Source organism: Kitasatospora sp. MMS16-BH015, assembly GCF_002943525.1.
Classification (GTDB): Bacteria; Actinomycetota; Actinomycetes; order Streptomycetales; family Streptomycetaceae; genus Kitasatospora.
In genome coordinates this window covers 5,751,230-5,764,496 of the sequence record NZ_CP025394.1, presented here as the reverse complement: position 1 = coordinate 5,764,496, position 13,267 = coordinate 5,751,230, and the positions used below count along the sequence as shown (strand labels likewise).

Sequence of the window (13,267 nt, the reverse complement as noted above, 5' to 3'; positions counted from 1 at the left end):
GGGCATCTCCGCGGTTTTACTCGCCTCTCCGGCCTGGGCCCACGCCGGAGAGGACATGGACCAAACCGCTCCACCACCCGTGCACCGCGCCATCGGGCAGTACCCCGCAACCTCAGAACAGCGACGGCGGGCCAGGAGCCATCGCCGCACCCTTCGTCGCCACCCTGGGGGCCGCCAAGACCTGGACGTACGGGTTGGACCGGATCACGCCTGGAGGCCGAGGGCTCTCCGGCTTGCGTGTTCCACGCTCGCCATCTCCGAGACGTCCAGTCGGCCCCTACACAGGCGGAGGGACGTCTTCGCGACGGTGTGGAGACTGGTGCAGTCCACGTAGGGCTCGTCATATCTCGTGAGACCGCTGTCGGGCCCGAGCGCCACGCGGGTCGCCTGGAGCCCGGGGGTGTCGGTGATCAGAGCGACGGTGACGGCTGGCGGCGGCTGGGCGATGCCGTTGGCCGCCAGGACGACCGCTGGATGCGTGCCCATCCAGGGGAAGGCGCACATCCACACCTCTCCCCGTAGCGGGCCAAGCTTCACCACCGACCCTCGGCAATCCCACATCCGATCTCTCGCTCGGCGCGTCACTTGTTCGGGCCATCGTCCTTCCTCCCAATGCCAGCTGATCTCGGTCGTCGACGGCGCGCGACAGCAAGGTTCCATCGGAACACCCCCGATCCGACTCGGCGCATACCGCAGTATGCTCACTCCATGGCAGCCACCACGCGGATAACCGTCACCCTCCCCACCGAGCAGGTGGCCGAGCTCAGGAAGCTCACCGACAACGTTTCCGCGTACGTGGCGGAGGCGGTCGCGCGGCAGATTCGGCATCAGCTGCTGGCGGATGACCTTCGTCGGTACCAGGACGAGGAAGGGGCCTTCACCGAGGAGGAGTTGGCTGCGGCGCAGGCCCGGATCCTCGGGGCCGGCGGGGCGGCGAGTGCTGCGTGAGTGAGCGCTTCGAGACGGTGGTGCTGGATTCCCAGGGGCTGTCGGCGTGGGTGTCGCGGGACCGCGACGTGCTGGCGATGATCCAGGTGTTCCACTCGATGGGGGCCGACTTCGTGGTCGGGGCGAACACCATCGTGGAGGTCACGCACGCCCGGGTGAACGAGGCTCGGCTGAACTGGGCGCTCTCCCGGGTCAAGGTCGAAGCAGTGACCGAGCAGGCCGCGAAGGCGGCGGCCAAGCTGCTGGTTCAGACCGGTCTGCACGGGCACAAGTACGCGATCGACGCGACCGTCGCCGAGCTTGCGCTGCGCCAACCCGGGCCGGTGGCCATGCTCACCTCTGATCTCGACGACATGGCGAAGCTCTGCGGTGGACGGGTCCGACTCGTCGCGGTCTGACTCCCACGGGAAGCCCGCTCATCGAATGCGCTCATACGGAGCTGCAGAGCAGCCGTCCGTGGGGACAATCCGGGCATGGCGGCGGGTGACTGGGTGGTGGCCGGGGTCGGGGCCGGGGTGATGGCGGGGAGTTGGGCGCTCAGTCTGGTGGTGGGGGGTGGGCGGAGCTACTGGGAGTGGGTGCCGTTCATGTTCGGGTTGGTGGAGGTGATCGGGGCGGTGCCGCGGGCGTTGGGGGCTTCGGCGGAGGTGCTGCTGTTCACCGATACGGCGGGGCGGGCCGTGTGGAGTACGGCGGCGTTCATGGTGGTGCGGGCCGGGTGGTTCGGGGCGCGGGGGCTGGTGCGGCGGGTGCGGGCGGCCTCAGGAGGAGGCTGAGAGGGCCTGCTGGTAGAGGCTGCCGATGGTGTGGTCGAAGTAGGCACTGAAGGACGTGTCGTCGGAGTCGCCGCCCTGCTGGTAGCCGCCGATGATGCCGATGACCTTGTTGGTCTCGGTGTCGATGAGCGGGCCGCCGCTGGTGCCGCCGGAGTAGGAGGGGCAGTCGATCCGGCGCTGGAAGGTGTCCTGACGGCTGGTCACATTGGTGCAGAGCTGCGGGAGCTCGGCGCTGTCCGGGTAGCCGTAGAGGCGGACGGTGTCGGTGATGTCGGCGTCCAGGCCGAGGGCCGTGCCGCCGACCGCGTCCTCGACGTTGGTGCTGCCGTTGGGGGCGATCTGGAGGATCGCGAAGTCCTCGTCCGGGTCGCTGTTCTGGGTCCAGCCGTCGGCGAGGAAGACCTTGCTGACCTGCCAGACGCCGGAGGGGGTCTGGCCGTCGCGGTAGCCCGGGGCGAAGAGCAGGCCGACCGGGTTGGCCGTGACGCAGTGGGCGGCGGTGAGCACGAGGTCCTTGGCGCTGCTGTGCAGCACGCTAGCCGTGCAGGTGTGGTTGCCCGCCGGAGTGGAGCCGCCGAAGAGCACGCCCACCCGCCCGGACTCCGGGGTGACCGGCGCCGTCGCCGTGGTGCCGAGCGCGGCCGGCGCGACCACCTCGGAGGGGTCGGTGGTCGGTGCGGCCCCCGCGGCCCCCGCCATCACCGTCTGGCCCCCGGCGGGAGAGGAGGCGGAGGAGGACGACGCGGAGGATGAAGGTGCGGAGGAAGAAGGTGAGGCGGTCGGTGCAACCGATGGGGTGGGTGAAGACGTTGTAGGAGTAGGAGACGGAGAGGGAGCGGCAGGGGCGGAGGAACGGAGGGGGTCCGAGTCCAGCGGGGCGACGGCGGCCGGTCGGCGGCTGCTGAAGGCGGTGGCCTCGCTGGTGAGGGTGTCGATGCCGGCGACGGTGGCGACGAGGCCCAGGGCGAGGGCGGAGGTCAGCGCCACGGGTCGACGGTACATGCGCCGCTGTGCCTTTCGATGACGGCTCATCAGGTACGTGACTCCTGCCCACCATGCGGTCCCGGTACGCGCCCGATCCTACGAGCACGCTCCGACTATGTGCTGATCACCTGGAAATCCTGTGATCCTATGCTGGGAGCAGTGTGAGAAACACCCACTGCGTCACGTGCGGTTTCTCACCGCGCGCTCACCCGGCCCGGAGCCGCCGCAGCCGTTCCGCCAGCTGGGTCGCCGTGACGAAGTCGGTGTGGGTGCCGGCCGAGGTGCAGGCGTGGGCGCCGGCCACGGCGCCCGAGCGCGCGCAGTCCAGGGCGGGTGCTCCCGCGAGCCGGGCATGCAGGAAGCCGCTCACGTAGGCGTCCCCGGCGCCGTTGGTGTCCAGGACGGGACGGCCCGGGTCCACGGCGGGGACGTGGACGGGTGAGGAGGCGCCCCGGCGGAGCAGGTGGCTGCCCCGGGCGCCGTCGGTGGCGACCACCAGCTCGGCCCGGCCCTCGGCCAGGATCCGCCGCATCAGCTCGACGTACCGCTCGCGGCAGCCGGCCACCGAGAGGAAGACCAGGTCGGAGCCGAGCGCGTACGGGAGGTGGTGCGGGTTCTCGCCGTCCCAGTCGTGCAGGTCGGTGGAGCTGGTCAGGCCGCGGCGGTGGATCTCCTCGTAGAGGTCGAGGCCGACGCCGGTGATCGAGACGTGCACGTGCCGGGCCCGGGCGAGGTGCGGGGCGCAGAAGGCGGCCGGCAGGCGCAGGTCGGCCGGGTGGCGGCCGTCGTAGAAGGAGAACCGGCGGCCCTGCGGATCGACCAGGTTGACCGAGCGCGGGGTGCCGTGCGGCGAGACCAGGTGGCTGAACGGGAGGCCGCGGCGCGCGTACTCGGCGAGCACCAGCTCGCCCTGCGGGTCGGCGCCGAGGTAGTCGAGGAATTGGGTGCGCAGGCCGAGCAGGTGGCAGCCGAGCGCGACGCCGTTGCCGGTGTGCGCCACGTAGTCGCGGACCGGCGGCACCCCGGTCGAATCCCCGGCCGGCACGGCGAGCCGCTCCACCCGGACGATGGTGTCCACCCCGACCCCGCCCACCACGAGTACGTCCAGACGGTCGTCCACCGCAAGCACGTCCAGTGCCTCGTCCATGCCGCCCCCGGGTAGGTGAATACGATCAAGGGACATGGAAAGCCCTTGCGGGAAGATTCCGCAAGGGCTTTCGTCGGTGAAGACGTCGAGCAATGACGGTGCTCAGGCGAGCACTTGGGCCTCGCTCGCCTCCTTCTCGCCGGCGGCCTCGCCCGGGGCCGGGCGGTGGTCGACCATCAGGAAGGCGATCACCGCCGCGCCGAGCAGGATGCCCATGGCGACCCCGGTGGCCACCGCGAAGCCGTGCACCGTGCCCTGGGCGCGGACCAGGGCGTTCCGCGCGTCCCGGGTGGCCAGGTAGCTGGTGGTGATGCTGGCGGCGATGGTGTTGAGCAGTGCCGTGCCGATCGAACCACCCACCTGCTGGGAGGAGTTGATGGTGGCCGAGGCGGCGCCGACCTCGCGTGGGTTGACGCCCAGGGTGGCCAGGCTCATCGAGGGCATGAAGACCAGGCCCATGCCGGCGCCGAGCAGCAGCTCGGCGGGCAGCACCATGCCGAGGTAGGAGCTGTCGACCTTCATCTGGGTCAGCCAGGCCATGCCGGCGGCGGCCAGCAGCAGGCCGGGCACGATCAGCGCCCGCGAGGGGATCCTGGTCATCAGCCTCGCCGCGATGCCGGTCGAGCTGCCGATGATGGCGGCCGTCATCGGCAGGTACGAGATGCCGGTCTTGAGCGGCGAGTACCCCTTGACGCCCTGGAGGTAGTAGGTCAGGAACAGGAACAGGCCGAACATGCCGACCACCGCCAGGCCGACCGAGAGCGCGGCCCCGCCCCGGTTGCGGTCGGCGACGATGTGCAGCGGCAGCAGCGCGTGCTCGGTGCGGCGTTCGACCAGGACGAACACCACCAGCAGCGCGACGCCCAGGCAGAGCGAGCTGAGCACCAGCCAGTCTCCCCAGCCGCGCGAGGAGGCCTCGGAGGTGCCGTACACGATGGCGAGCAGGCCGCCGCAGCCGAGGAAGGCCCCGGGCAGGTCGAGCTTGACCCGGTGGCCCTTGTCGATGTGGTCGCGCTTGAGCAGCGAGAACGCGCCGAGGGCGGCGCCGATCGCGATCGGGACGTTGACGAAGAGGCACCAGCGCCAGTCCAGGTACTCGGTGAGCAGACCGCCCGCGATGAAGCCGATCGCGGCGCCGCCGCCCGCGATCGCGCCGAAGATGCCGAAGGCGGTGGCGCGTTCGCGCGGGTCGCTGAAGGTGTTGGAGAGCAGCGAGAGGGCCGAGGGGGCGAGCACGGCGCCGAAGGCGCCCTGGAGGGCGCGGGCCCCGAAGAGCATCGCCGGGTCGACGGCGAAACCGCCGATCGCCGACGCGAGGGCGAAGCCGAGCAGGCCGACGGTGAAGGTGCGTTTGCGGCCGAAGAGGTCGCCGATCCGGCCGCCGAGCAGCAGCAGGCCGCCGAAGGCGAGGGTGTAGGCCGTGATGACCCACTGCCGGTTGCCGTCGGAGATGCCGAGGTCGTGCTGGGCGGACGGGAGGGCCACGTTCACGATGGTCGCGTCCAGCACGATCATCAGCTGGGCGATCGCGATGACCGCGAGCGCCCACCAGCGACGCGGATCCGCCGGGGGGCCGTCCGCCGCAGCGGTGGGAGCGTGCGTCTCGGACACCGGGGGGCCGCCTTCCGGAGGGGTCAGGGGCGGGCCTGCGCGTCGCTCACCCGGGACCACCGCCCGAGAGCACGGGCAGTGCGGGAAACGCGCGCAGCACTCCCTCCAGGGAAGCTCTCCGAGCGGCGAGAAACAAGGGCTTAACGGGACCAATGTCACGATATGGGACAAAAGGACCAGGTGATCGTCAGACGAAAGCAGGGCCCCGCGTGCGGAGAACGGGGCCCTGCTCGCCCGGGTCGGTCACGTCAGAGGGCGCTGAGCTCGCTGACCAGGTCGTCCAGGCCGAGCGAACCCTGGGAGAGGGCAGCCATGTGCCAGGCCTTGAGGTCGAACTCCTCGCCGCGCGCCTCGGCGGCGGCCTTCGCCGCGGCCCGCCCGCTCAACCAGGCGCGCTCGCCGAGCTTGTAGCCGATCGCCTGGCCGGGCATGCCCAGGTAGCGGATCAGCTCGCTGTCCAGGAACTCGGCCGAGAGGCCGCAGTAGCGGCCGAAGAACTCGCGGGCCGCCTCCGGGGTCATCGGCTCGCCGGCCCGGAACGGCGAACCGGCCGGGAAGGACAGCTCGGCGTGCATGCCGATGTCCACGATCACCCGGAGCGCGCGCATCATCTGGGCGTTGAGGTAGCCGAGCCGGGCACCCGGGTCGGTCAGGTAGCCGAGCTCGTCCATCAGGCGCTCGGCGTACAGCGCCCAGCCCTCCAGGTTGGCGCTCACCCCGCCGAGGGTGACCTGGTAGGTGGAGAGCCGGTCGGCCATGTAGGTCCACTGCGCGAGCTGGAGGTGGTGGCCGGGCACGCCCTCGTGGTACCAGGTGGAGACCAGGTCCCAGATCGGGAAGCTCTCCCGGCCCAGGGTGGGCAGCCAGGTGCGACCGGGGCGGGAGAAGTCCAGCGAGGGCTGGGTGTAGTACGGGGCGGCGGCGCTGCCGACCGGGGCCAGCCGGGATTCGACCTTGAGCAGCGGCTCGGCCAGGTCGAAGTGCACGCCCTGCAGGTCGGCGATCGCCTGGTCCATCAGGCCCTGCAGGTACTCGCGGGCGTTCTCCTCGCCCTTGATCGCCGGGCCCTCGGACTCCAGCCACTTCATGGCCGCCATCGGCTCGGCACCGGGCAGCACCTTCTCGGCCTCGGCGCGCATCTGCGCGTCCAGGTCGTGGAACTGCTCCCAGGCCCAGGCGTACGCCTCGTCCAGGTCGAGCTCGGCGCCGGTCCAGTAGCGGACCCAACGGGTGTACCGCTCACGGCCGATGGCGTCCCGGGTGCCGGCGGCGGCGGGGGCGTAGATGTCCCGCAGCCACTCGCGCAGCTCGGCCAGCGCGGCCGAGGCGGCCACCGCGGTGTCGGTCAGGCCGTCCCGCAGCGCCTCGGGGGCGTCGGCGACGAAGGTGCCGAACCAACCGCCCGGCGTCTCCCCCGCGAGCCACTCGGCGATCTGCCCGACCACGGTGTCGACCTGGCGCGGGCCGGCCAGCAGGCCCCGGTCGATGCCGGCCTGGAGCAGCGCGCGGTACTGCTCCAGGGCGAGCGGCACCCGGGCCAGTCGGCGGCCGATCCGGGCCCAGTCCTCGTCCGTCTCGGTGTTCAGCAGGGTGAACACCTCCCGGACGTTGTGCACCGGCGAGCCGAGGTTGCGCACCGCGCGGTAGTTCTCGCCCTCGTCGTGGACGGCCAGTTCGGCGCCGAGCCGCTCGCGCAGCAGCCGGGCGCAGCGGCGCTCGGCCTCGTCGGCGAGCGGGCCGGCCGCCTCGACGGCGTCGAGCTGGGCGAGGGTGCGGCGGGCGAGGTCCGCGAGGGCCTCGCAGCCGGCCGGCGAGAGGTCCGGGAGGCGGTCGTCCTCGGGGTTGAGGCCGAGGTAGACCGCGGTCAGCGGGTCGAGATCGGCGAGGGCGTGGACATAGGCGTCGGCGATGCGGCGGGGGGTGGTGCCGTCAGCGGATGAGTTGATCAGTTCTGCGACCATCGGGCCATCTTTTCGCAGCTCGGCCGGTTTGCAAGCCTCTTTGGGTCAGCTTTGACCACCCGGGCGACCCTCAGCCGCTCGGCCACCCGCCCCTCGCCAGGCGGCCACCCGCCCCCGCCGCGCGGCCACCCGGCCGCCCCCGGCCGGTATTCCACCTGCTCGGACACGGGTCAGCAGGGCTCATGGCCATTACGCTGACCGCCATGGCAGCCAGTGCAGCGCTCACTCCGGACTCCCCCACTCCGGCCACGCCCGCTCCCGCCGTGCCCGCTCCGGCCGCTCCGGCCTCGCCGGACTCGCCCGAGGGCGGCGGCCGTGCCAGACGCGCCGGCTACCGTCGGCTGCCCGTCCAGCAGCGGCGCGAGCAGCTGATCGCGGTGGCCCTGGAGCTGTTCAGCTCCAGGCCGCCGGAGGAGGTCAGCCTGGACGACGTGGCCGAGGCCGCCGGCGCCTCCCGGCCGCTGGTCTACCGCTACTTCGGCGGCGGCAAGCAGCAGTTGTACGAGGCGGCGCTGCGCAGCGCGGCCGAGGAGCTGACCAGCCGGTTCTCCATCACCACCGCGGGGCCGCCGAGCGAGCAGCTGGCGGCGGTGCTGGACAGCTACTTCTCCTTCGTGGCCGAGCACGGCACCGGCTACGGCGCGCTGCTGCGCGGCGGTTCGGTGGTGGAGACGGCGCGGACCTCGGCGATCGTGGACGAGGTGCGGCGGGTGGCACTGCGGCGCACGCTCCGGTACCTGGGCGTGCGGGAGGCCGGGCCCCGGCTGACGCTGCTGGTGCGCTCGTGGATCTCGGTGGTCGAGGGCGCCTCGCTGACCTGGCTGGACGAGGGGCGGCAGATCCCGCGCGAGTCCCTGCGGGACTGGCTGGTGGACGAGTTCATCGCGATGACGGCCGCGACGGCGGCGCACGACGACCAGGCGGCGCGGGTGCTCGAACTGCTGCTGACGCTGGAGGCGCCGGGCAGTGCGGCCGGCGAACTGGCTGGGCGGCTCAGGGAGTTGGGGAAGCTACGAAACCGGTCTGCCTGATACGGCACCGGTCGGCCTGACCCCCGTGCCAAGGGTCAGACCCGGTCGGGATCAGGCCTTGCCGAAGACCTGACGCTGCCGGCCGAGGCCCTGCACTTCGAGCTCGACCACATCGGAGGGCCGCAGGAAGGCGGCGCCCGGGTGGCCGAGGGTGACGCCCGCCGGGGTGCCGGTGATGATCACGTCACCGGGCTCCAGCACCATGAAGTGGCTGACGTAGCGGACCAGTTCGAGCACCGGGAAGATCATCTTCTCGGTGTTGCCGTCCTGTCGCAGCTCGCCGTTGACCCAGAGCCGCAGCCTGAGCCGCTGCGGGTCGCCCACCTCGTCCGGGGTGACCAGCCAGGGGCCGAGCGGGGTGAAGGTCTCGGCCGACTTGCCCTTGTCCCACTGGCCGCCCCGATCGAACTGGAAGGCCCGCTCGGTCACGTCGTTGACGGCCGCGTACCCGGCGATCACGGCCTCGGCGGCCTGGTGGCTCTCCAGGTACCGGGCGGTGCGGCCGATCACGATGGCCAGCTCGACCTCGTAGTCGGTCTTCTCGCCGCCGCGCGGCACCAGCACCTCGTCCTCCGGGCCGACCACGGTGTAGCTCGGCTTGAGGAAGATCACCGGCTCGGCGGGCAGCTGGGCGCCCGCCTCGGCCGCGTGGTCGCGGTAGTTGAGCCCGATCCCGACCACCTTGCCGGGCCGCACCACCGGGGCGCCGACCCGCTCGCCCTCGATCTCGGTGCGCGGCAGCGCACCCGAGGCCACCGCCCGGCCGAGCTCGGCCGGATCGAGGCCGGCGAGGAAGGCGCCGTCGATGTCCGGAGTCCTGACCGAGAGGTCGTACGCGGCGCCGTCCTGGCCCAGCACGACCGGGCGCTCGCCGCCCGGAGGGCCTACACGGAGGAGCTTCACTGCCCATCACCTACCTGGTTCGTCGCATCCGCCGGGGAGGCCGCACACACCTCTCCCGTCTTATGCATCCGAGGTATATCAACGAGCTCCACCTGCGAACCAGAGGCAATCCCTCGGCCAGTTCCTATCAATTCATCCAAGTTCCGGACATGACGAATCAGGCACCCGCACTCTTGACACCCCGGCCCCCGGCTGCCAGCAGCGCGTACTGGCCGGTAGGCACCGCCGTGCCCCGGGGCAGTCCGCGCTCCAGCCGGGCCAGCTCGGCCGCGAGGTCGGCAGCGAGCACCGCGGCCGGGCCACCGGTCGGGGCCAGCGGGCCGAGCTCGCGGAGCAGCCCGACGGCCGCCGCCGGCTCGCCCGCGGCGGCCAGCCAGACCGCCAGGTCCTGGCCGGTACGGAGCGTGCGCGGGTCGGCCCGGCCGTACTCGGCGGCGAACTCGCCTATCAGGGAGCGCAGTTCGGCCACCGCCGCATGCGGGTCGCCGCCCGTGCCCAGCGACCAGGCGGCGTCCGCCCGGGCCCGCAGGTCCACCGGCGGGCGGGACAACTCGGCGGCCAGCGCGAGCAGTTCCTCCCGCACCTCGGCCGCACTGCCACGCCGGGCCGGGTCCTTGTCGAGCAGCCGGGCGGTCAACCGGTCCAGCGCCTCGGGCAGTTCGGGCACCAGCGCCCGCGGCCGGGGCACCGGGCCGTCCACGTGCCGACGCATCACCTCCACCACGTCCCCGGCTGCGAACGCCCGCTTGCCGGTGCAGAGTTCGTACAGCAGGCAGCCCACCGCGTAGACGTCCACCGCCGGATCGCCGGGGCTGCCCCGCCAGCGCTCGGGGGCCAGGTAGTGCGGGCTGCCGATCACGCTGCCCACCGTGGTGAGACTGCCGGTGGCACCGGCCAGCCGGGCGATGCCGAAATCGAGCACCTTCACGGTGCCCTCCTCGGTGATCATGATGTTCTCCGGCTTGATGTCCCGGTGCACCACCCCGGCCCGGTGCGAGGCCGCCAGCGCGGCGCAGACCTGGGCCAGTCGGCCGAGCGCCACCGGCAGCGCCGGGCGGCCCGCCGCCGGCTCGGCGGCCAGCGAGCGGCCGGGCACCAGCTCCATCACCAGGTAGTGCCAGCTCGCCCCGGCCACCACCGTCTCGCCCTGGGTGTGCAGGGTGACGATGTTCGGGTGGTTGAGCCGGGCCACCGCCCTGGCCTCGGACTTGAACCGCTCGATGTCCTTGGGCTCCACCCCGCCCCGGCCGGAGATGGTCTTGACCGCCACCTCCCGCTCCAGGGCCTGGTCCTCGGCCCGCCAGACCACCCCGAAACCGCCCCGGCCGATCTCGCCGATCAGCAGGTACGTCCCGTCCAGCACGTCACCGGCCCGCATCGCTCCCCCAACCCCTCGCGCCCGGAATCGAGTTCACCCTACCCAGGCCGCCCGCACACCCTCCAGTGCCCCGGCCGCGCCCCACCGGGGCCGCATCAGCGCCCCACCGGGGCCTCCTCCCCGGCCACCGGCTGTGCCTACGATGCAGGTGGAGCGGTCCGACGACGACGCCGGGCCCCGAGCAGGAGGAGCAACGGCCATGGCCAAGCAGGCCCCGCAGAGCGACCCGGCGCAGGACGCGCCCCGGGTCTCGGCGCCCAAGCACGCGGCGGCCGGGCTGCCCGCCGTCGGGCACAGCCTGCGGATGGCCGCCGAGCAGATGGGCCCGCTGCGCACCCTGGCCACCCTCGCCAAGGTCAACCAGCCGAACGGCTTCGACTGCCCGGGCTGCGCCTGGCCCGAGCCGGACAAGACGCACACCGCCGAGTTCTGCGAGAACGGCGCCAAGGCCGTGGCCGAGGAGGCCACCGAGCGCCGGATCACCCGCGAGTTCTTCGCCGCCCACCCGATCGCCGACCTCACCGAGCGCTCCGGCTACTGGCTCGGCCAGCAGGGCCGGCTGACCGAGCCGATGCTGCTCGACGAGGGCGCCACCCACTACACCCCGATCTCCTGGGAGCGCGCCTTCGGGCTCGTCGCCGAGGAGTTGCGGGCCCTGGACACCCCGGACGGCGCCGCCTTCTACACCTCCGGCCGCACCTCCAACGAGGCCGCCTTCGCCTACCAGCTCTTCGCCCGCCAGCTCGGCACCAACAACCTGCCGGACTGCTCCAACATGTGCCACGAGTCCTCCGGCTCCGCCCTCACCGAGACGCTCGGCGTCGGCAAGGGCAGCGTCAGCCTCAAGGACCTCTACCAGGCCGACCTGATCATCGTCGCGGGCCAGAACCCCGGCACCAACCACCCTCGGATGCTCTCCGCCCTGGAGCGGGCCAAGCGGGCCGGCGCGAAGATCGTCAGCGTCAACCCGCTGCCCGAGGCCGGCCTGGAGCGGTTCAAGAACCCGCAGAACGCCCGCGGCCTGGCCGGCCAGGGCACCAAGCTCACCGACCTCTTCCTGCAGATCCGGCTCGGCGGCGACCTCGCGCTCTTCCGCGCGCTCAACCAGCGCCTGCTGCGCACCGAGGGCGCCCTCGACCGCGAGTTCATCGCCGAACACTGCCTGGGCTTCGAGGAGTTCGCCGCCGAGGCGGAGCGCACCGACCGGGCCGAGGTGCTGGCCGCCACCGGCCTGCCCGAGGAGCAGATCGAGCAGCTGGCCGAGCTGGTGCTGGGCTCGCAGAAGATCATCGTCTGCTGGGCGATGGGCCTCACCCAGCACAAGCACGCCGTGCCGACCATCCGCGAGGTGGTCAACTTCCTGCTGCTGCGCGGCAACGTGGGGCGCCCCGGCGCCGGCGTCTGCCCGGTGCGCGGGCACAGCAACGTCCAGGGCGACCGGACGATGGGCATCTTCGAGCGGCCCAGCAAGGCCTTCCTGGACGCGCTCGGCAAGGAGTTCGCCTTCGAGCCGCCGCGCGAGCACGGCTACGACGCGGTGGACACCATCCGCGCCATGCGCGACGGCAAGGTGAAGGTCTTCTTCGCGATGGGCGGCAACTTCGTGCACGCCTCCCCCGACACCTCGGTGACCGAGGCCGCGATGCGCAACTGCCGCCTCACCGTGCACGTCTCCACCAAGCTCAACCGCTCGCACGTGGTCACCGGCACCCGGGCGCTCATCCTGCCCACCCTCGGCCGCACCGACCGCGACCGCACCGCCGAGGGCGAGCAGTTCGTCACCGTCGAGGACTCGATGGGCATGGTGCACTCCTCGCGGGGCGGCCTGCGGCCCCCGAGCGCCGAGCTGCTCTCCGAGGTGGCCATCGTCTGCCGCCTGGCCCGGGCCGCCCTCGGCCCGGACAATCCCGTCCCCTGGGAGGAGTTCGCCGGCTCCTACGACACCATCCGCGACCGGATCGCCCGGGTCGTCCCCGGCTTCACCGACTTCAACGCCCGCGTCCGCACCCCGGGCGGCTTCGCCCTCCCGCACGGCCCGCGCGACAGCCGCACCTTCCCCACCCACACCGGCAAGGCCAACTTCACCGTCAACGAGCTCACCGCCCCCGAGGTCCCGCCGGGCCGGCTCCTGCTCCAGACGCTCCGCTCGCACGACCAGTACAACACCACCATCTACGGCCTGGACGACCGCTACCGCGGCATCACCGGCGGCCGCCGCGTGGTCCTGGTCAACCCGGCCGACGCCGCCGAACTCGGCCTGGCCGACGGCTCCTACGTCGACCTGGTCGGCGAGTGGAAGGACGGCATCGAACGCCGCGCCCCGCACTTCCGCGTCGTCCACTACCCCGTCGCCCGCGGCGGCGCGGCGGCCTACTACCCGGAGACCAACGTCCTCGTCCCGCTCGACTCCACGGCGGACATCAGCAACACCCCGACCTCGAAGGCCGTCGTCATCCGCTTCGAGAACTAAAGCCAGGGGCGCGGGGAACTGCGCGACCAGCCCTGCACCTCCGTAGAGGGCTGATCGC

The 13,267-nt window shown here is 72.3% G+C and carries 12 protein-coding genes; 5 read left to right on the top strand and 7 right to left on the bottom strand.

Going from position 1 to position 13,267, the window contains the following annotated elements; genetic code table 11:
- Positions 1–204: 204 nt before the first annotated feature.
- Positions 205–561: a type II toxin-antitoxin system PemK/MazF family toxin gene (locus CFP65_RS24940; RefSeq protein ID WP_104818291.1), complete on the bottom strand. Its 357-nt coding sequence runs from the start codon at positions 559–561 to the stop codon at positions 205–207.
- 147 nt (positions 562–708) lie between these two features.
- Here CFP65_RS24940 and CFP65_RS24935 point away from each other — a divergent pair, with 147 nt between their 5' ends.
- The 3 genes from CFP65_RS24935 (at position 709) to CFP65_RS24925 (ending at position 1,724) form a co-directional block, all read left to right on the top strand.
- Positions 709–948: a type II toxin-antitoxin system CcdA family antitoxin gene (locus CFP65_RS24935; RefSeq protein WP_104818290.1), complete on the top strand. Its 240-nt coding sequence runs from the start codon at positions 709–711 to the stop codon at positions 946–948.
- Positions 945–1,346, top strand: coding sequence for a DNA-binding protein (locus CFP65_RS24930; RefSeq protein ID WP_104818289.1), 402 nt, complete (start codon positions 945–947; stop codon positions 1,344–1,346). Before CFP65_RS24935 ends, CFP65_RS24930 begins: the two co-directional genes overlap by 4 nt.
- A gap of 75 nt (positions 1,347–1,421) precedes the next feature.
- A complete protein-coding gene (locus CFP65_RS24925) occupies positions 1,422–1,724 on the top strand; it encodes a hypothetical protein (RefSeq protein WP_104818288.1) in 303 nt (100 codons plus the stop codon).
- Here CFP65_RS24925 and CFP65_RS24920 read toward each other — a convergent pair.
- The 4 genes from CFP65_RS24920 to CFP65_RS24905 all read right to left on the bottom strand — a co-directional run bounded on the left by CFP65_RS24920 (position 1,710) and on the right by CFP65_RS24905 (position 7,427).
- Positions 1,710–2,423 carry a serine protease gene (locus CFP65_RS24920; protein WP_158702349.1) on the bottom strand — a complete coding sequence of 238 codons (714 nt, stop codon included), beginning with the start codon at positions 2,421–2,423 and terminating at the stop codon, positions 1,710–1,712. The two genes, CFP65_RS24925 and CFP65_RS24920, sit on opposite strands and share 15 nt — an antisense overlap.
- A 490-nt stretch (positions 2,424–2,913) precedes the next feature.
- Positions 2,914–3,855 (bottom strand): carbohydrate kinase family protein, encoded by a 942-nt coding sequence (locus CFP65_RS24915; protein ID WP_104818286.1) that lies wholly within the window; start codon positions 3,853–3,855, stop codon positions 2,914–2,916.
- A gap of 102 nt (positions 3,856–3,957) precedes the next feature.
- The gene (locus tag CFP65_RS24910) at positions 3,958–5,466 is read right to left on the bottom strand and encodes an MFS transporter (protein ID WP_104818285.1); all 1,509 of its coding nucleotides are present in this window, start codon (positions 5,464–5,466) and stop codon (positions 3,958–3,960) included.
- 248 nt (positions 5,467–5,714) lie between these two features.
- Entirely contained in the window at positions 5,715–7,427 is a 1,713-nt protein-coding gene (locus tag CFP65_RS24905) for a DUF885 domain-containing protein (protein ID WP_104818284.1), read from the bottom strand.
- Positions 7,428–7,630: 203 nt separating this feature from the next.
- Here CFP65_RS24905 and CFP65_RS24900 point away from each other — a divergent pair, with 203 nt between their 5' ends.
- Complete coding sequence (locus tag CFP65_RS24900; protein ID WP_104821103.1) at positions 7,631–8,458, top strand: TetR/AcrR family transcriptional regulator; 828 nt, start codon at positions 7,631–7,633, stop codon at positions 8,456–8,458.
- Positions 8,459–8,509: 51 nt separating this feature from the next.
- Here CFP65_RS24900 and CFP65_RS24895 read toward each other — a convergent pair whose 3' ends face one another.
- Together CFP65_RS24895 and CFP65_RS24890 are read right to left on the bottom strand one after the other, a co-directional pair.
- The gene (locus CFP65_RS24895; RefSeq protein ID WP_104818283.1) at positions 8,510–9,361 is read right to left on the bottom strand and encodes a fumarylacetoacetate hydrolase family protein; all 852 of its coding nucleotides are present in this window, start codon (positions 9,359–9,361) and stop codon (positions 8,510–8,512) included.
- Positions 9,362–9,518: 157 nt separating this feature from the next.
- On the bottom strand, positions 9,519–10,739 hold the full coding sequence (locus tag CFP65_RS24890; protein ID WP_104818282.1) for a serine/threonine-protein kinase: 1,221 nt from the start codon (positions 10,737–10,739) through the stop codon (positions 9,519–9,521).
- Positions 10,740–10,938: 199 nt separating this feature from the next.
- Between CFP65_RS24890 and CFP65_RS24885 the strand changes: the two genes are divergently transcribed.
- Entirely contained in the window at positions 10,939–13,209 is a 2,271-nt protein-coding gene (locus CFP65_RS24885) for an FdhF/YdeP family oxidoreductase (RefSeq protein WP_104818281.1), read from the top strand.
- Positions 13,210–13,267: the final 58 nt, after the last annotated feature.